This is a genomic window from Mesorhizobium sp. BR1-1-6, from assembly GCF_020165355.1.
Taxonomy (GTDB): domain Bacteria; phylum Pseudomonadota; class Alphaproteobacteria; order Rhizobiales; family Rhizobiaceae; genus Mesorhizobium.
Genome location: NZ_JAIUHZ010000004.1, coordinates 34,234 through 52,791, shown reverse-complemented (window position 1 = coordinate 52,791; position 18,558 = coordinate 34,234). Strand labels below are relative to the sequence as shown.

The 18,558-nt window shown below is 63.7% G+C and carries 14 protein-coding genes; 3 read left to right on the top strand and 11 right to left on the bottom strand.

Annotated features, from left to right (window positions below):
* Positions 1-153: 153 nt before the first annotated feature.
* The 11 genes from LB545_RS10255 to ftsZ form a co-directional block, all read right to left on the bottom strand.
* The gene (locus LB545_RS10255; protein WP_140555506.1) at positions 154-1,095 is read right to left on the bottom strand and encodes a sugar phosphate isomerase/epimerase family protein; all 942 of its coding nucleotides are present in this window, start codon (positions 1,093-1,095) and stop codon (positions 154-156) included.
* Between the two features lie 48 nt (positions 1,096-1,143).
* Complete coding sequence (locus LB545_RS10250; protein ID WP_224704973.1) at positions 1,144-2,661, bottom strand: glycerol-3-phosphate dehydrogenase; 1,518 nt, start codon at positions 2,659-2,661, stop codon at positions 1,144-1,146.
* A gap of 46 nt (positions 2,662-2,707) precedes the next feature.
* Positions 2,708-3,748 (bottom strand): 2-hydroxyacid dehydrogenase, encoded by a 1,041-nt coding sequence (locus LB545_RS10245; protein ID WP_224704972.1) that lies wholly within the window; start codon positions 3,746-3,748, stop codon positions 2,708-2,710.
* A gap of 10 nt (positions 3,749-3,758) precedes the next feature.
* A complete protein-coding gene (locus LB545_RS10240; protein ID WP_224704971.1) occupies positions 3,759-5,312 on the bottom strand; it encodes an FGGY-family carbohydrate kinase in 1,554 nt (517 codons plus the stop codon).
* Entirely contained in the window at positions 5,312-6,436 is a 1,125-nt protein-coding gene (locus LB545_RS10235; RefSeq protein ID WP_140497763.1) for an ABC transporter ATP-binding protein, read from the bottom strand. The genes LB545_RS10240 and LB545_RS10235 overlap by 1 nt, the downstream gene beginning before the upstream one ends.
* Positions 6,433-7,551: an ABC transporter ATP-binding protein gene (locus LB545_RS10230; RefSeq protein WP_140497761.1), complete on the bottom strand. Its 1,119-nt coding sequence runs from the start codon at positions 7,549-7,551 to the stop codon at positions 6,433-6,435. Before LB545_RS10230 ends, LB545_RS10235 begins: the two co-directional genes overlap by 4 nt.
* Positions 7,552-7,555: 4 nt before the next feature.
* Positions 7,556-8,413, bottom strand: a complete 858-nt coding sequence (locus LB545_RS10225; RefSeq protein WP_140497759.1) for a carbohydrate ABC transporter permease — start codon at positions 8,411-8,413, stop codon at positions 7,556-7,558.
* Positions 8,414-8,425: 12 nt separating this feature from the next.
* Complete coding sequence (locus LB545_RS10220; RefSeq protein ID WP_013896837.1) at positions 8,426-9,349, bottom strand: carbohydrate ABC transporter permease; 924 nt, start codon at positions 9,347-9,349, stop codon at positions 8,426-8,428.
* Positions 9,350-9,509: 160 nt separating this feature from the next.
* On the bottom strand, positions 9,510-10,955 hold the full coding sequence (locus LB545_RS10215) for an ABC transporter substrate-binding protein (protein ID WP_140497757.1): 1,446 nt from the start codon (positions 10,953-10,955) through the stop codon (positions 9,510-9,512).
* Between the two features lie 45 nt (positions 10,956-11,000).
* Positions 11,001-11,975 carry a sugar-binding transcriptional regulator gene (locus LB545_RS10210; RefSeq protein WP_181165158.1) on the bottom strand — a complete coding sequence of 325 codons (975 nt, stop codon included), beginning with the start codon at positions 11,973-11,975 and terminating at the stop codon, positions 11,001-11,003.
* A 359-nt stretch (positions 11,976-12,334) separates the two neighbouring features.
* Positions 12,335-13,372, bottom strand: a complete 1,038-nt coding sequence (ftsZ, locus tag LB545_RS10205; RefSeq protein ID WP_140497755.1) for a cell division protein FtsZ — start codon at positions 13,370-13,372, stop codon at positions 12,335-12,337.
* 474 nt (positions 13,373-13,846) lie between these two features.
* Between ftsZ and LB545_RS10200 the strand changes: the two genes are divergently transcribed.
* From LB545_RS10200 to LB545_RS10190, 3 genes are all read left to right on the top strand, one after another.
* On the top strand, positions 13,847-15,202 hold the full coding sequence (locus LB545_RS10200; protein ID WP_140514618.1) for a glutamine synthetase family protein: 1,356 nt from the start codon (positions 13,847-13,849) through the stop codon (positions 15,200-15,202).
* A 124-nt stretch (positions 15,203-15,326) separates the two neighbouring features.
* Positions 15,327-16,211, top strand: coding sequence for a helix-turn-helix domain-containing protein (locus LB545_RS10195; protein ID WP_181169536.1), 885 nt, complete (start codon positions 15,327-15,329; stop codon positions 16,209-16,211).
* 137 nt (positions 16,212-16,348) lie between these two features.
* Complete coding sequence (locus LB545_RS10190) at positions 16,349-18,538, top strand: TonB-dependent siderophore receptor (RefSeq protein WP_224704970.1); 2,190 nt, start codon at positions 16,349-16,351, stop codon at positions 18,536-18,538.
* The last annotated feature ends 20 nt before the right edge of the window (positions 18,539-18,558 follow it).

Below are 18,558 nucleotides of genomic sequence, written 5' to 3'. Positions count from 1 at the left end.
CAAAAGTATCTTTCGCATTGTACTTTTATAGCAATCAGCAGCGCAGGCTGCCGCAATACTCGCATTATCTAATATGTCATCTGGTTGCTTCGCTGGCGGGCCAACCGGTTGGACGTCAACAGCGCGAGTGGCATCGGCTCCCCACTCCGACCTCTACCCGTTTTTCGGCAGCAGGTCAGGCCTGCCCGTGTCGATAAAGGGCGCCCAGTAGTCGACCGATTCGCGGATCATGGCGACCACCTGGTGGTCGACCGGTTCGCGCTCGCGAAACGACAGTTCGAGGCAGATCTCGTTGTCGGTGCCGCCGCCGCGCCGCACCGTCTCCAGCAGCTTTTCAGGCGTGATGCGGCCGTCCCTGTTGTGAGCCGCGGTGAACGGCCAATGGCCACCCTTGTTCATCGACGATTGCTTGATGTGGATGATCGGCGACTTCCTGGGGAAAGTCTCGGCCCAGGCATAGGGATCGATATCGGCCGGGTTGCTGGAGGTGACGTCGCCATGGTCGATGTCGACCATCATCTCCAGCGGAATGGCCATCCCGGCCGCGTCGATCGCATCCTGCAGCAGCCGGCAATTCTCGATCGTGTGGCCGAACTCGCGGCCGACCGACATCGGCTCCCAGAACAGGTAGTTAAGCCCGGCCGCGCGGGCGTGTTCGGCGACCTCGCGCCAGCATTCCAGTGCAATGTCGAACAGGCGCGCGCGGCGCGCGGGATCATCATAATCGCGATGGGTGAAGATCGCGAATTGGGTACCCATGCCGCCGGCGCCAAGCTCGGCCGAGATGTCGGCAAAGGTCTTGAACCAGTCGACATAGTAGCGGCGCACATCCGCGTCTGGATGGCCGAAATGGTTGAGCCGGCCGTAAGGACCGGTCATGCCCGAGGTCACGCGCACGCCCGTGCGGGAGAGTGCGCCACGAAACAGGCGGACGAATTTCACGATCGTCGCCGCCGGCCAGCCCGGATTGACGAATTCATGCGTGAGCTGAATATCCCTGATGCCGATGTCGTAGGCGATGGTATCGACCAGGTCGTCAGGCTCGGCAAAGCGATTGACCAGCGGATTGGTGTTGAGGGAGAGCGTGAATGCCACGATCGCGATCCTCTCAGCCCTGTCGCGCTACATTGGCGATGATTGCCATCACCCTGCCCTCGCCAGCCGGCTCGCGCACCAGTGTTCGAAGGCCGATCTCTCCTCGGCGGAAAGATGCAGGCCGTGCTTGGTGCGCCGTTCGAGAATGTCGGCCGGTGTCTCAGCCCATTCCAGCTCGAACAGGTAACTGGCCTCGCGCTCGAAGAAATCCTTGCCGAAACATCGCCCGAGTTCCGCGAGCGAACGGGCCGCGCCGACCACAAGACGTGTCCTGGTGCCGTAGAGCCGACCGTAATGCTTGAGCAGCGATGCCGGCATCCATGCATACTCCCGCCCGAGATCTCCTAGAAACTGTTCGAAATCGGCATTGGCGATGTCGCCGCCAGGCAGATGCGCCTTCGCCGTCCAAGGCTTGCCCATCAGGGGGAAGAACGGAGCGATCCTGTCCAGCGCATGCTCGGCGAGCTTCCGGAAGGTGGTGATCTTGCCGCCGAAGACGGACAGCAGCGGCGCCTCAGCATCCGGCGCGTCGAGTTCGAAAATATAGTCGCGGGTCACGGCACTCGGGTTGTCGGCATTGTCGTCATAGAGCGGCCTGACGCCGGAGAACGAATAGACGACATCGCCGCGCGCGAGGCCGCGCTTGAAATAGCGGTTGACCACCCTGATCAGGTATTCGATCTCGCTCTCATCCGCCGCCACGTCCTCGGGTCGGCCGTCATAGGGAATGTCGGTGGTGCCGATCAAGGCGAGATCGCCCTGATAAGGATTGATGAAGATCACCCGCTTGTCGCTGTTCTGGATGAGGTAAGCTTGGCGGCCCTCCCAGAATTTGGGCACGACGATATGGCTGCCCTTGACCAGGCGGACATTGCGCGTCGAGTTCTGGCCAGCAACGCGGTTGATGATGTCGTTGACCCAAGGGCCGGCGGCATTGACCAGCGCCCGCGCCCGCACGGTGGTTTTCACGCCGGTCTTGCCGTCGCGCATCTCCACCGACCAGAGGCCGCCTTCCCGGCGGGCGGCGGTGCAGGCGGTTCGGGTGAAGATCTTCGCTCCGCGCTCGCGCGCATCCAGCGCATTGATCAGCACGAGACGGGCGTCGTCGACCCAGCAATCGGAATATTCGAAACCGCGCTTGAACTCGTCCTTGATCGGCGCGCCCTCGGGCGCGGTGCGCAGGTCGAGCGTGCGGGTGGCCGGCAGCCGCTTGCGGCCGCCGAGATGGTCGTAGAGGAACAGGCCGAGCCGCACCAGCCAGGCCGGCCGGTCGTCAGGACTGTGCGGCAGCACGAAGCGCATCGGCCAGATGATGTGCGGTGCCGATTCCAGGAGTACCTCGCGCTCGATCAGCGCCTCGCGCACCAGGCGGAACTCGTAATATTCGAGGTAGCGCAGGCCGCCATGGACGAGCTTGCCCGATCGCGAACTGGTGCCTTCCGCCAGATCGTCCTTTTCGCACAGGATGACGGAGAGGCCGCGGCCTGCTGCATCGCGGGCTATGCCGGCGCCGTTGACGCCGCCGCCGATGACGAAAAGATCGACGATTTCGGATCCGCCGCTCATCTCGTCACGATCTCGCTACAGGATTTGCGCACCATGGCTGCCGCTCTCAGCACGGATTGACCGGCGGCAGCCCGGCGATATAGCGGCGCACCTCCTCGGCGGCCTGCTCGGCCGCATAGGTCACGGTGCGCACCGAAGCACCGGCAATATGCGGCGTCAGCGTCACGTTGGGGAGCCGCAGCAAGGGCCAGTCCGACGGCACCGGCTCGACCGCGAACGTCTCCAGCATGGCGCTGGCGATCTGCCCTGAAACGAGCGCCTCATAGAGCGCCTCATAGTCGACCAGCGGCCCGCGCGCCGTGTTGACGAAGATCACGCCGGGTTTCATCCGCGCGATGGTGTCCTTGCCGATCAGGCCGCGCGTCTCCTGCGTCACCCGCGAATGCAGCGTGACCACATCGGAACGGGACAAGAGATCGTCCAGCGCGACCAGTTCGACGCCGGCGTTACGATCCTCGGCGCTTAACTGCACATAGGGGTCGCTGACCAGAACGTGACAGCCGAAGGCGCGCAGCAGCCTGACCACTTTCGTGCCGATATTGCCATAGCCGACGACGCCGACGGTCATTTCGCTAAGCTCACGGCCGGTGCGGTCGGCGCGGTAGAGATCGCCGCGCCATTCGCCCCTGCGCAGCGCTTCGTGGCCGACCCGGATCAGCCGTGTTTCGGCCAATATCGCGCCGATGGTGAATTCGGCCACGGCGGTCGCGTTGCGGCCGGGCACATTGACGACAGTGATGCCATGTGTGCGGGCCGCTTCCATGTCGATGTTGATCGGGCCGCCGCGCGAAACCGCGACGAGCTTCAGCGCCGGCAGGCGCCGCATCATGCCTTCCGACAGCGGCGCGAGCTGGGTGACGAGGATCTCGGCGTCGCCGATGAACTCGACGACCTCGTCGGGACGGCCGAAATACTCCTTGACCTTGTCGAGGCCGAGCGCCGGATCGCCGAATTCCATCGGCTCGTCGGGCCAGGCGGTCTGCAATGTCCTGACATCGAGGTCACCGCTCGCGACCTTCTCGATTTTGGCGCGAAACACCTCCGGAAGCATGAAGTTGTCACCAATGATCGCTATTTTCCTGGGCATACTCGACTTCTCAATTTGCCTGCACCGAAGCCATCGCGCGCCAGACCGGTCGCAGCGCCTGGTGCGCCAACACGTAGGACGGGGTCATCCTGTCGTAGATCGCGGCGAGGTCCCGATCACTCGGCTCCGCCTCGCCAAGCAGCGGCGTCACCCATTCCGCGACGCATTCGTCCATCGACTTGTACAGGCCGACGCAGACCGCGGCTATCATCGCCGCGCCGGCCGCCCCGGCCTCCTCGCGCTGGCTGGTGCGGATGTCTGCGCCGACGGCGGCTCCGAGGATCTTGCGCAGCGCCGGGCTTCGGGCGGCGCCTCCGGTCAGCCGGATCTCGCGCGGCAATGGCCCCATGGCGGCGTAGCAATCGCGCGCGGCGAAGGCCAATCCCTCGAAGACGGCGCGCACCAGGTCGGCATAGCCGTGGCGCGAGGATATGCCGACGAAGCCGGCCCTGGCATTGGCATCGACGAACGGCCCCCGCTCGCCGGCCTCGGACACATAGGGCTGGTAGAGCAGCGAGGCGGGCTGCGAGGCCGCGATCCAGGCATCGACGAGCGCGATCATCTCGCCATTGCTGCGGGTGATGCCTTGCGAGGCGAGGATGCCGGAGGCAAGCCCAAGCACCCAGTCGATGTTGAGCGTCGCCGCCATGTTGGACTGCATCTGCGCGAACACGCCGGGCGCCGGCATGGCCATGGTATAACCGGTCGCGGCCTCGTTGAGCTGCACGTCGTCCGGCGTCTCGGCCAGCCGCATATGCATGCCGGTGGAGCCGATGATTGTGCAGCCGGGCTTGCGCTCGCGGTCGAGCAGGCCGGCGCCAAGCGCGGTGCAGACGACGTCGACATAGCCGAGCACGACCGGCGTGCCGGCAAGCATGCCGGTGGCGGCGGCCGCCGCTGGCGACAGACCGGCGCTGTGCCTGGTGCCGTCGGTGACCGGCGGCAGGAGATGCCGGAGGTCCGCGACGCCGAGCACGTCGAGCACATCGTCGCTATAGTCGCGGGTGCGGAAATCACCAAAGGTGAAGGTTCCCTCGGAAGGATCGGTGGCGCGTTCGCCGGTCAGCTTGAAATAGAGCCAATCCTTGCAATGAAACGCCGTCGCCGCCTTGTCGAGCATTTCAGGCATGTTGCGCTTCATGAACACGAACTGCGAGCCCTGCTGGCAGGCGGCGAGCCCGCTGCCGGTCTTTTCGAAGCGCAGCCGGTCCTCGGGCCGCGCGCGGATCTCCTCGACGACGCCGGCGGCGCGCGCGTCGAGCCAGAGCCAGCCCTTCGCCACCGGCTCGCCCTTGCCGTCGATCAGCCAGGTGCCGTCGCCCTGCCCGGTCACCGCGATGGCGATGGTCCGGCCGGCGAGATCGGGCACTTTCTCGGCGAGCTGGCGCAAGGTCGCCGCCGCATCCGCCCATGTGCGCGCAAGATCCTGTTCGGCGCCGCCGCCCGGCCGCGTCTCGTAATGGTTCGGCGTTGCCGCGGCGGCGATCTGCCGGCCTTTCGTGTCGAAGGCGATGGACTTGATGACGGAAGTACCGGCGTCGATACCGATCAAGAGATCACGCATCAGGCGAGCTCCATGCCGTGCGAAATGGCCTCGCCGCTCGCCTGGTCGAAGACATGCAGGTTCTTCGGGTCGATGCTGACATTGATCGGCGCGCCAAGGTCCAGCCGGGTGCGGTCGTGCTCGACCAGGACCAGCGAGCCGCCGGCGAAATCGGCCGCTATATGGGTCTGGTCGCCAAGCCATTGATTGGCCGAAACCCTGGCGGGGACCCCTTCCTTCGAGCGCCGCACCGCGTAAGGCCTGATGCCGATGACGACGCGCTCGCGGCTGAGCAACTGGTCGCGGACGGGAGCGCTGAAGGCGTCCTTGTCGTAGTCCAGCGACAGCCCGTCGGGAAGCCTGAGATTGATGCGCCCGGCGGTGGCGCCGACATAGGCCTCGAAGACATTCATCGGCGGCTCGCCGACGAAGGTGCCGGTGAACAGGTTCGCCGGACGCTCCTTGATCCTGTCCGGCGTATCGAACTGCTGCAGCACGCCGCCTTCCATCACCGCGATGCGGTCGGCAAGCGCATTGGCCTCGGTCTGGTCGTGGGTGACGAGGATCGCGGTCAAGCCGCGCTCCTTGATGAAATGCTTGATGCGGCCGCGCAGCACGGCGCGAAGCTGCGGTTCGAGCTGCCCCATCGGCTCGTCGAGCAGGTGCAAATCGGCGTCGCGGATCAGTGCCCTGCCAAGACTGGCGCGCTGCTGCTGGCCACCGGAGATGGAGCTGGGGTAACGCTCCAATATATCCTCGATCTCGAGCAGCTTGGCGATGCTGGCGACCCTGGCCTCGACCTCGCTTCTGGGCAGCCGGGCCGCCTTGAGCGCGAAGGCCATGTTCTCGCGCACCGTCAGCGGCGGGTAGAGCGAATAGCCCTCGAAGGCCATCGCCACATTGCGCCTGACCGGCGGCAGCGTGTGCACCTGGCGGCCGGCGACCGAGATCGCGCCGCGCGACACCTCCTCGAAGCCGGCGATCATGCGCAGCGTCGAGGTCTTGCCGCAGCCGGACGAACCGAGCAGCGCCACGATCTCGCCCTTGCCGATCTCCATCGTCAGCTTCTTGACGGCGTGGACGCCCCGGTCGATCGGGCCATAGAATTTGTCGACCCCGGAAATGGTGAGTGCGCTCGCGCTCATGCGGCTTCTCCGTTGCGCAAACTGACGACATTCTTCGAGCCGATGCGCTCGCCGCCGGCGCGATCGAACAACAGGGCGCTCTTGCCGTCGACGGCAATGTGGGCCTTGCCTTCGCTGCGGCCCGGTGTTCCGGCCGGCCGCGAAACCAGGATCTCGCGGCCGCGCAACGTGCGCACCAGCGTGACGATCTTTTCGTTGAGCGGGGTTTCGGCCTCGACCGTCACCGGAATGGCGCCGGGTTCATTTTCTCCGACGAAATGCAGTGCTTCCGGCCTGAGCCCGATGATGCAGTCGCGGCCGACCGCGGTCTCGGGAGCCCCGCCGAGATGGACCTGCACATTCGACAGGGCGACATGGATTCCCTTGGCGCCAAGCGCCGGCTTGACGTCGAGCAGGTTGATGGTCGGGTCGCCGAACAGCCGCGCGATCTCGATGTTGGCCGGCTCGCGATAGATCTGTTCGGGCGTGCCGAGCTGGCTGATGACGCCTTGCGACATCACCGCGATGCGGTCGCCGAGCGCCATGGCTTCCTTATAATCCTGGGTGACGTAGACGACGGTGGCGCCGCGGTCGGCTAGCAGGCGCGGCAGTTCGAGACGCATCTCGAAACGCAGCTTGGCATCGACATTGCGCAAGGGATCGTCGAGCAGCAGCAGCGGTGGCGAGCCGACCAGCGCACGGGCAAGCGCGGTGCGCTGCTTCTGGCCATTGGAGAGCGCACGCGGCTTGTGGGAGAGCACATGGGCGATCTTCAACAGCTTGGCGACGCTCTCGACGCCGGCCTTGATCGCGCCCTGCGACGACCGCTTGGCCTCCAGCGGCGTCGCGATGTTGTCGAACGCGCTCATATGCGGAAACAGCGCGAAATTCTGGAACGCCATGCCGACGCCACGGAATTCGGCGTCGACGTCGGTCATGTCCTCGCCGCCGATGAGGATCTTGCCTTCGTCGGGGTCGATGACGCCGGCGACGAGGCGCAGCAGCACCGTCTTGCCGGCGCCGGAGGGTCCGAACAGGACCAGCGTCTCACCGTCAGCGACGGTCAGCGAAAGATTGTCGAGCACGGTCTGGCTCTTGTAGCGCTTGACGAGGTTTCTGAGTTCGAGGCTGGCCATGGAACTACCCCTTCACCGCGCCGAGCGACAGGCCTTCGACCAGATAGCGCTGTGCATAGAGGGCGAGCGCCAGCGTCGGCGTGATCGACAGGACGATGGCCGCCGAGATCTGGCCGTACTGGATGCCCGAGGAGGTGATGAAGGCGAGCGCGCCGACCGTCACCGGCTGCTTGTCGGCCGAGGCCAGCACCAGCGCGAAGACGAAATTGTTCCAGGCGAAGATGAAGGCAAGCAGGCCGGCAGCGGCGATGCCGGGGCCGGCGAGCGGCAGCGCGATCTTGCGGAAGGTGGCAAACCAGGAATGGCCGCCGATGCGATAGGCATATTCGATGTCGGCCGGAATATCCTCGAAATAGCCGCGCACGATCCACAGGATCAGCGGCAGGCAGATCAGCTGGTAGACCCAGATCAGCCCGATATAGGTGTTGGCCAGCCCGAGCTTCTGGAAATAGAGCGTGAGCGGCAACAGCACCAGCAGGGCCGGCGCGAACCTGAACGACAGCAGCGTGAAGGCGATGTCCTCCGAGCCGCGGAACTTGTGCCGCGCGAAGGCGTAGGCCGCCGGGACGCCGAGCAGCAGCGAGACCGCCACCGAGGTCACCGACAGGAACACCGAATTCCACAGGTTGCGCATGAAGGCGATGTCGAGCGTGCCGGCGGCGGTCGTCAGCTTGCCGGTGATCAGCGCTGTGTAATTGGCAAGCGTCGGCTCGAAGACCAGCTGCGGCGGAATGCGCAGGATGGTCTCGTTGGTCTGGAACGACATCATCAGGATCCAGACGATCGGGAACATGAAGAAGATCACGACCAGCGTGAGTGCCGCGCCGCGCAGGGTGCGTTCAAGCAAGGAGGTGTGTTCCATGGCTGCCTCCTCCTATGCCTGGCCACGGGCGCGCTCGCGCAGCCTGAGCCAGTTCTTGATGAAGATGTTGGAGAGGAAATAGGTGATCGCCCACAGGATGATCATCAGCGCCGCCGAGCGGCCGACATTGGTCGACTGGAAGAAGTTGAGATAGGCCTCGACCTGGAAGACGGTCAGCGTGTCGCCCGGTCCTCCTTGCGTCATGGCGTAGATGATGTCGAACTGCTGGATGGAATCGAGCAGGCGGAACAAAGTCGCCGTCAGGATATACGGCGTCAGCATCGGCAGCGTGATGCGGAAGAAGACGAAGCTCCTCGGCACGCCATCGAGGGCCGCGGCCTCGAAGGGCTGCGTCGGCAGGCTGCGCAGGCCGGCAAGCAGCAGGATCATGATGAAAGGCGTGTAGACCCAGATATCGACGAGAACGACGGTGAACAAAGCCGTCGACGGCGACGAGGCCCAGCGGAAGTCCTGTAAGCCGATGAGGCTGGCAAGATAGCTCAGCACGCCGAAGCCGGGATTGGTCATCAGCTTCCACATCAGCGCGGCCAGTGCCGGCGCCGTCATCAGCGGCATCAGCAGCATGATCGAGATGAAGTTGTTCAGGGTCGAGCGCTTCTGCAAAAGCAGCGCGATGGCGAGGCCGAGAAGCAGTTCCAGCACCACCGTGGTGCCGGCATAGAGCAGCGAGATCTTGAGCGTGTTCCAGAACTTCGGATCGGTGAAGAAGGAGATATAGTTGTCGCCCCAGTTGAACTGCCGCGCCCAGGGCTGGCTCAGCCGATAGCGCTGGAAGGAATAGACGACGGAGGTCAGGAACGGAATCAGGATGCCGATGCAGACCAGCAGAGCCGGCAGGCTGAGCACGTAGGGCAGCACTCTCTTGCTGATCCTGAAGCCCGAGGGCTTGGGCCTTTGCGATACCACCGCAGTCATCGTGCTGCTCCGTTGTCCCTGTCGCTCCGCCCTGCCGGCCGCCCAAGGAAGCAAGGCGGCCGGTCGGGCGAATTGGCGGCCACCTTACGGCCCCGCGTCGCAATCTTGAAAAGGTCAGGTGAGGACCGGCCTGCCAAGGCTGGCCGGTCCTCTGTTACATCTAGCCGAGGCCGGCTTCCTTGAGCTGGCCGTTGATGCTTTCGGCCAGCTTATCGAGACCCTCGTCCACCGGCACTTCCTTGGCCACCATCTTTTGCAGCGTCGCCGCCCATTCGGTGGTGAGATCGAAGAACAGCGGCTGCGCCGTGAACTTGATCGAGGCGCCCGGCGCCGAGGCGTCGAACATCTCGACATAACCGGGATAGCTCTTGTTCAGCTTCTCGCGGAACGTCTCATCCTTCCAGACCGACTGGCGGACCGGATTGACGAAATCCATCTTGGTGGCGCCGAACAGAGCATGCTCGGGTCCGGAGGCCCACTGCATGAAGTACCACGTGGCGTCCTTGTCCTTGGAGAAGTTGGACATCGACAGCGACCAGATCCAGATGTTCGGCGTTGGCGCCTTGGCCTCCGGGTTGGCCTTGAAGGCGGCAAAGGCAAGCTTGCCGGCCATCTTGTTGTCGCCGCCATTCATGAAGTAGCCGAGGATGTCGGCGTCGAAGATCATCGCCGAGGCGCCGGCGCCGAGATCGGCGCCGACCTGGTACCAGGTGTAGGTCGACCAGTCCTTCGGACCGCTTTCCTGGATCATCTGCACCCATTGCTTGTGGAAAGCCTTGGACTGGGCGGTGTTCATGGCGGCCGACAATTTGCCGTCGGCCGACACGTTCAGATCCTTCTGGTCGAAATTGGCGTAGGCCGAAAGGAAACCCGGATGGATCGTCGCCCAGGAGCGCGACCCGCGCACGCCAATGCCGTAGACGCCGCCGCCGACATCCTTGGTGAGCTTGGCGGCCGCGGCCACCATCTCGTCCATATTGCCGGGAACCTTGACGCCCGCCTTGTCGAACATCCCCTTGTTGTAGGTGATGTTGTTTTGCTCGAAGCCCCACGGAATGCACCATTGCTTGGCGTCTTCGGAGCCCAGAGCCCCGCCCGGCTTGCCGTTCCAGGCGCAGGAGTTCTTGACGCCGGGCAGGAAGTCATCCCAGGCATAGTTGGGGTTGGTCTTGGCCGGATCCTTGATCCATTCATTGAGGTCGGTGATCCAGCCGGCTGGGCCGTAGGTCCAGGTCATATAGGCGCCGGTCATGAAGGCATCGTATTCGGGCGAGCTCGCCGACAACGCGGCCGTGACCTTGTCGAAATAGACGTCTTCCGGGAACACGTCGTAGACGACATTCATGCCGGTCAACTGCTTGAAGTTTTCGAGGTTGGCGATCATCGCATCCGCATAGGGATGCTTGTTGAGCAGGAGCTTGATGGTCTTGCCCTGGTGCGCCTTCCAGTCGAAGTCGGCGGCCAGCGCCCGGGTCTGCCCAAGATTGAGCAGCGTACCGGCCGTGCCGGCGGCAAGGCCCATCGCACCCAGGCCCTTGATCAGCCCACGACGGTCGACTTGTCCGCGCAGGAAAGCGTCAATGAGGTCTTTCTCTTTCTCATGCATTTGGTCTTCTCCTCCACAGGGTAGTTTTAACTGAACCGACGCCGGCTACCCGACTGGCGTCTCCTCCACGAGCGATCGCGCTGTCCGCTCATCAGTTATCAGGCCCTTGAGATAGCGGCCCTCCAGCACCGCTTTGACGGCTCGAACCTTGACCTTGCCGCCGGCGACCGCGACGATCCGGCGGCTGGCGATGTCCTCGCGCGCCAGCGCCAGCGCCCGATTGGAAAGGGTTGTCGCCACCGCTTTGCCGGCATCGTCGAAGAAATGGCCGAGCAATTCGCCGACGCCGCCATTGCGGCGGATCTCCTCCATCTCGCCCTTCTCGATCATGCCGGTGGCGACGAGCGAGGCTTCGCGTTCGGCCGTGCCGATGCCGGCAAACAAAAGGTCGGCGGATCTTGCGAGATCGAAAACCTCGCTGATGCCCTTCTGTCCCAGCAACACCGCGCGGTCGTCCACCGTGTTGGCGAACATTGGCACCGGCATCACATAGGCTTCGGCGCCGGTGCGCTCGGCGAGGCGGTGAATGACGTCATGCGGGTTGGCCGAGAACTTCCGCGTCAAGCCGCCGAGCAGCGAAACGAAGCGGATCTTGTCTGTCGAGCTGCGCGGCAGGTATTCCACGCAGGCGGCGAGCGTGCGGCCATGGCCGACGCCGATCAGCGCCTGCTCGCCGCGTTCGATCTCACGCTTGAGGAATTGCGCGCCGGCGATGCCGAGCGCCTTGAGCGGCAACTCCTCGGAATCGAAATCGGGAACCACCTCGCAATAATCGAGGCCGTAGCGGCGCGACAGCTCGTCCTCGAGCTCGACGCATTCCGAGACTTCGCCGTCGATATAGACCTTCACCAGCCCTTCCTGATTGGCCTTGGTGATCAGGCGGTGGGCCTTGAGGCTGGTCAGCCCGAGGCGCTTGGCAACCTCGGATTGGGTCAGGCCGCCGGCGTAATGAAGCCAGGCGGCGCGTGCCGCCATGCCGGTTTCATCATCGCGCAAGAGGCCGTTTCCAAATCCAACCACGTTCCGCCCTCTGATATTTTTTTCAGTTTCTGCAAAATTTTTCACATGGACGCATCGGAGTCAAGCGCCAAGCGCCTGCAAACGCTGATTTTCAACGAGAATGGACGAGCGAACACCGGGCGTGGCACCGGTCAGGGTCACAGCGGCAGCGAAAGAAAGCGGTGTCGACTTACGTTTCGCACAGGAACTCGATCACCATCGTCGCCGTCCAGGCGAAGCGGCGGCGCCCAGCATTCGCCGGTGAGCGGATCGCACCATTCGGCAAGCCGCTTTCGGGTGATCAGGTCCAGGCTGAACTTGGTGGTGCGCCGGCGACGTCGAGGTGCCCGGCAGCGGCCAAGGCCGCCGGCGAGCAGCGCCTATTGCAACGTCCGCGCCGCGAATGGCATGGAATGGTCGTGCGCCATGCCGGCATCGGCATCTTCCACGCCGAGCCCACGGTCGAGGCCGGTGGCCACCACCGAAACCCTGAACCGGCCTTCCATGCTCTTGTCGAAGATGGCGCCGACGATGATGTCGGCGTCCTCATAGACCTCTTCACGAATCCTCGTGGCGGCCTCGTCCACCTCGAACAGGGTCATGTCGCGGCCGCCGGAAATCGAGACCAGCACGCCCTTGGCGCCCTTCATCGACATCTCGTCCAGCAGCGGGTTGGCGATGGCGGCTTCCGCCGCCTTCATCGCCCGGCTATCGCCTGACGCCTCGCCGGTTCCCATCATGGCGCGGCCCATGCCGCGCATCACCGATTTGACGTCGGCGAAGTCGAGGTTGATCAGGCCTTCCTTGACGATGAGATCGGTGATGCAGCTGACGCCAGCATAGAGCACCCGGTCGGCGATGACGAAGGCATCGGCGAATGTGGTCTTGGCGTCGGCGATCCGGAACAGGTTCTGGTTGGGGATGACGATCACGGTGTCGGCGCTTTCGCGCAGCCGCTCGATGCCCTCTTCGGCCATCTGCATGCGGCGCCTGCCCTCGAAAGTGAACGGCTTGGTGACGACGCCGACCGTCAGGATGCCTGCCTTGCGCGCCGCCTGGGCGATGACCGGCGCGGCGCCGGTTCCGGTGCCGCCGCCCATTCCGGCGGTGACGAAGCACATGTGGGTGCCGGCCAGATGGTCCATAATCTCGTCCAGCGATTCCTCGGCCGCGGCGCGGCCGATCTCGGGAAGCGATCCGGCGCCCAGCCCTTCGGTCACATGCGCGCCGAGTTGGATCAGCCGCGTCGCCTTGGACATGGTGAGCGCCTGTGCATCTGTGTTGGCGGCAATGAATTCGGTGCCCTGAAGCTGCTCGGCGATCATGTTGTTGATGGCGTTGCCGCCGCCGCCGCCGACGCCGACAACGGTGATCTTGGGTCTCATCTCGGAGATCTCGGGCTTCTTGAACTCGGCCATGCGTCTTCTCCTTCGCCAGTCGCTCGCGCTTCACGCCCCGCCAGATCGATCACACCGCAAAACGGCAATCGACGCAGAGCGGCGTGACGAATCAGTCCGCTCGGATGGGTGTCCCAAAAAGCCAGAGAGCGGCCAGAGGTGCAAGTGCGGGGAAGGTCAAGATTTGTGATAGGGACGTTTCATATCCCCACGACGGCCGCGCATGCCCGAGAGTGATGCCGGCATCCCGGCTTCACCCTGCGCGCGCCAAGCCCGATGCCGAGCCTTGGCTTTCCACGCTCTTGCCTCTATGTTTCGGTCGCAGATCGCGCAACTGGTTTTGAAATGCCTCCCGACATCCCAGCTAATGACTTGAATAAATAGGGAAACATCCGGCTGCGGCCAGATATGGATCCCGAAAACTCACAAGCCATTTTTACCAGGGACAGCGCGGCCGATCAGGGCTCGGGCACCTTCGAAACCAGAGGTTGGAAATTGGGCGATGCAATTGCGGACGTTCTGAGCTGGCTTGAGAGCCGAAACGACATCCAGAGCCTGAGGGCCGCGGTGTGCGACCTCAACGGCATCATGCGGGGAAAGCGCATCCCCGTCGAGCAGGCGCGCAAGGCACTGGAGGGCAAGCTGCGCATGCCCTATTCGCTGATCGGGCTGGACATCTGGGGCGAGGATATCGAAGGCAACGCGCTGGTGTTCTCGACCGGCGACGCAGACGGATTGTGCCAATGGACCGGCCGCGGCATCCTTCCGGTGAACTGGACGGCGCATCCGACCGCCCTCATCCCGCTCTGGCTCGCCGACGAAGGCGGCGCACCGTATCTCGGGGATCCCCGGCGGGCACTGGCCCGTATCCTCGACCGCTACAAGGCTTTGGGCCTGACGCCTGTGGCCGCCACCGAGCTCGAATTCTATCTTGTCGACCCGCAATCGCAGCGACCGGTCGGGCCTGTCTCGCCGGTCACCGGGCGGCGTCTGGATTCCGACGCGGCACTGTCAATCGACGAGATCGACGACTTCGAAGCCTTCATCCACGACATCTACGAAGCCTGCCGAGCACAAGGCATTCCCGTCGATACCGCCATTGCCGAGAACGGCGTCGGCCAGTTCGAGATCAATTTGAACCATGTCGCGGACGCGCTGCGGGCGGCCGACGACGCCGTCCTGTTCAAGCGCACGGTGAAGGGCATTGCCCGCAAGCACGGCTTTGCCGCCTGCTTCATGGCCAAGCCTTATGGCGACCGAGCCGGCAACGGCTTCCACGTCCATTTCAGCCTTGTCGACGCCAACGGGCGCAACGTCTTCGACGACGGCACCGACCAGGGCTCCGGCATTATGCGCCACGCTGTCGGCGGACTGCTGGCGGCGATGGCCGAGAGCACGCTGGTGTTCGCGCCGCATTTCAACTCCTACCGCAGGCTCCGGCCGAGATCCTACGCGCCGACCGCCGTCGCCTGGGGTTACGAGAACCGCATGGTCGCGATCCGCATTCCCGGCGGCCCGACTGGTGCGCGCCGGATCGAGCATCGCGTGTCGGGAGCGGACGCCAATCCCTATCTTGTGCTTGCCGCCATACTGGGCGCGGCACTGGTCGGCATCGAAAGGCAGATGTCACCGGGCGACCCAACCGGGAACGACGGGCAAGGCCTTGCCCCGGCCAAGCTGCCGCCGGACTGGGCATCCGCGATCGCGGCCTTTGAAAGCGGGACGCATGTGGCGGAGATCTTCCCGGCGATCCTGCGCCACTCTTTCATCGCCTGCAAACGCCAGGAACTGAATACGTTCGCGCTCAACGTCAGCGACTTCGAGATCGAGACCTATCTCGAAAGCGTCTGAGGCTGCGCTGACCGACAGCAGCGGCGTCGGTTCAGCACGACCTTCGACGCAAGGGCTTGCGGTGCTGTCGCTGACCGGGCATAACATGATAGTTTCTATCATGTTATGCCCGGGATAAGCAGAATTGACCTTCGTCGCGCGCATGGAGAGCCGGATTCAGGGATTTGCCGTAATTGGCGACCTGAAATGGCACGTCTGGGACGGCGTGGTCGCCGACCTCTGGGACGTCTCATGCGGTGACAATGCCGAGGGTTACTACATCTCTCCCGACCCCCGGCTGTTCGTCGCTCTCGATATCGACGGCGACGGTGCCTTCGTCGTCGAAGGCGCCCAGGGCGAACCGCGCCGCCACAACCAGGCGTTTTCCGCAGCCTATATACCGGCCGGGGTGCCGATCCGCGGCCGCGTCGAGGGACTCAAACGGATCAGGCATCTCGACCTGCATTTCGACGCGGCGACACTGACCCGCCGCTTCGGCCGCAGCCTCGATCGCGATGCCTTGCAGATCTCGCGCCTCCAGTTTCGCGATGATCGGATCGCTACGCTTGCCGGCCTTATCGCCGCTGAATGCGGCAGCGAGTGGAACCTGCATGATCTTTATGGCGAAGGTCTGCTCAACGCCTTGTTCGCATGCCTTTTCCGGATAGACCGGCCAAGTGCCGCCAGGCGCCGGTCGCCCCTGCCCCGCCGCAAACTGCGCCTCGTCACGGATTACATCGACGCCCACTGCCTGGACAGGATCCGCCTTGCTGATCTTGCCGCGCTGACCGGCCTGTCCGAAACCGCGATGAGCCATGCCTTCAAGGCGGCAACGGGCGTGCCGCCGCACCGCTGGCACATGCAGGTGCGGATCGACAGGGCAAAGGCGATGATGGCGCATGAGGCTGCCTCGCTTGGCGACATCGCCCAGGCCACCGGCTTCTTCGACCAGGCGCACCTCACCCGCGTGTTCAAGTCCGTGGTCGGATTGACCCCGGGTGCGTGGATGAAGAGCGCCGGCCGCCGGTGACATTTCCGCAACACGGCACCGCGATATCAGTGGTTTGGACAAGAATGGACAAGCCGCCCAAATCAGTCCAATGACCCGTTGATAAGTTGAGGTAAACCATCAAGTATCTCAACGACGACAGGCGGGGACTTTCCTGAATGAGCAGAATTTACCGGATCAAGGCGCTTTTGGCGGCTGGCGTCGCAGCTGCCGCGATGATCCCGCCAATGCCGGCGTTCGCGCAGACGGCGCAATCCAGCACCCAGCTCGAACCGGTCGTGGTCGAAGGCGAGGCCGGAGACAGCGCGACCGGGCCGGTCGACGGCGTCGTCGCCAAGACGACCAGAACCGGCTCCAAGACGGCGACCGACATCAAGGAGGTCCCGCAATCCGTCTCGGTGGTCGGACGGCAGGAGATCGAGGATCAGGGTGCACAGAAAGCTGACGAGGCGCTGCGCTACACCGCCGGCGTCTTTGCCCAACCCTTCGGTCCCGACAGCGACACCAACTGGATGTACATTCGCGGCTTCGATGCAACGGCCACCGGCACCTACATGGATGGCCTCCAGCTGTTCAGTTATGGTTTCGGCGGTTTCTATGTCGACAGCTTCGGCCTTGAGCGCATCGAAGTGCTGAAGGGGCCGGCCTCGGTGCTTTATGGCGGCAGCAATCCGGGCGGCCTGGTCAACTATGTCAGCAAGCGCCCGGACTTCGAACGCACGCGCTATGTCGAAACCGGCGTCAACGATGCCGGCAATGTCTATCTCGGCTTCGACATCGGCGACGTCGCCAACAACGGCACGGTCAGCTACCGGATGACGGGCAAGGTCGCCGGCGGCGATACCTACAGCGACCTGCAGAACGGTTGGCGCGGCTTCATCTCGCCGAGCATTAGCTGGAAGCCAGACGAAGCGACCACGCTGACCATACTGGCCAATTACAGCCACATCGACGAGAACCATAACGGCGGCAGCTTCCTGCCCTATGATGGAACCGTGACCGATCACATTGTCGGCGGCGTGAACTATGGCCGCATCGATCCCGATGCGAACTTCACGGAACCGAGCATCGACCTCTACAAACGCGAGCAGGGCTCGCTCGGCTACGAGTTCGAGCACACGTTCGACAATGACTGGACCGTTCGCTCCAACGCCCGTTTCACCGCCGCCGACATCAACGAGGTCAGCGTCTATCCGAACGGCTGGTCAACGATCGGAGGGCCGACCGAGCTGGCGCGCATCAATTTCGATCACGACACCACGGCCAAGACGTTCCTCGCCGACAACCAGATCGAAGGCAAGGTGGCGACCGGAGCGATCGAACATACGATCCTCGCCGGCGTCGATTTCAAATATTACAACATCGACCAGGTACAGTCGTCCGGCCTCTACGATCCCAGTTATGACAATCCGATCGACGCTTTCGATCCGGTGTACGGTTCGCCGCTGACGCCTCGCGTCAGCTATCTCAATCAGGACCTGACGCAGAAGCAGCTTGGCTTCTATGCACAGGATCAAATGCGCTTTGGCGACGGCTGGCTGGTGACACTGAACGGCCGCTACGACCGTGGCTGGCTCGAAGCCGACAACCGCCCGACCTATTACTCGGCGGGCTCCAGCACGCAGAGCAGCACGGTTGGCGACTTCTCCGGCCGCGCCGGCCTGGCCTATGAGTTTGCCAACGGCGTAACCCCCTATGCCAGCATCGCCACCTTCTTCAATCCGATCATCGGCACCGATGCGATGGGCAATCTGTTCAAGCCGGAAGAGGGCACGCAGTACGAAGTCGGCGTGAAGTACGTGCCGACTTTCGTCGATGGCCTGTTCACCCTGTCGCTGTTCGACCTGACCCGCCAGAACGTGCCGTCGAATGTCACTCCCTTCACCCAGATGCAGACCGGCGAGGTGCGTTCACGCGGCGTCGAGCTCGAAGGCAAGGTGAACGTGACCGAGGATTTCCGGCTTACAGGTGCATTCACAGCTTACGACATCGACATCACCAAGGACGCCAACCCGGCGCTCATCGGCAAGACGCCTTTCATCGTGCCGGAAGTGATGGCTTCCGCATCGGTCGATTACACCTTCCGTGGCGACTGGTATGACGGCATCTCGATTGGCGGCGGTTTGCGCTATATCGGCTCCTCATGGGCAGACAATGAGAATACATCGAAGGTTCCGGCGGTAACGCTGGCCGACCTGAAGCTCGGCTACGAGAAAGAGAACTGGGGCGTCGACCTCAACATCACCAACCTTTTCGACAAGAGCTATGTGTCGAGCTGCCAGACAACGCTCACCTGCTCCTACGGCGAAGGCCGCTCCTTCAAGCTGAAGGCGCACACGAGTTGGTAGTCATGGACCGAACCCACCGG

What these genes read in the sequence shown, in the direction of transcription:
- LB545_RS10250 (WP_224704973.1), bottom strand. Translation starts at nt 2,661, where the DNA reads ATGAGCGGCGGATCCGAAATCGTCGATCTTTTCGTCATCGGCGGCGGC.
- LB545_RS10245 (WP_224704972.1), bottom strand. Translation starts at nt 3,748, where the DNA reads ATGCCCAGGAAAATAGCGATCATTGGTGACAACTTCATGCTTCCGGAG.
- LB545_RS10240 (WP_224704971.1), bottom strand. Translation starts at nt 5,312, where the DNA reads ATGCGTGATCTCTTGATCGGTATCGACGCCGGTACTTCCGTCATCAAG.
- LB545_RS10235 (WP_140497763.1), bottom strand. Translation starts at nt 6,436, where the DNA reads ATGAGCGCGAGCGCACTCACCATTTCCGGGGTCGACAAATTCTATGGC.
- LB545_RS10230 (WP_140497761.1), bottom strand. Translation starts at nt 7,551, where the DNA reads ATGGCCAGCCTCGAACTCAGAAACCTCGTCAAGCGCTACAAGAGCCAG.
- LB545_RS10225 (WP_140497759.1), bottom strand. Translation starts at nt 8,413, where the DNA reads ATGGAACACACCTCCTTGCTTGAACGCACCCTGCGCGGCGCGGCACTC.
- LB545_RS10220 (WP_013896837.1), bottom strand. Translation starts at nt 9,349, where the DNA reads ATGACTGCGGTGGTATCGCAAAGGCCCAAGCCCTCGGGCTTCAGGATC.
- LB545_RS10215 (WP_140497757.1), bottom strand. Translation starts at nt 10,955, where the DNA reads ATGCATGAGAAAGAGAAAGACCTCATTGACGCTTTCCTGCGCGGACAA.
- ftsZ (WP_140497755.1), bottom strand. Translation starts at nt 13,372, where the DNA reads ATGGCCGAGTTCAAGAAGCCCGAGATCTCCGAGATGAGACCCAAGATC.
- LB545_RS10190 (WP_224704970.1), top strand. Translation starts at nt 16,349, where the DNA reads ATGAGCAGAATTTACCGGATCAAGGCGCTTTTGGCGGCTGGCGTCGCA.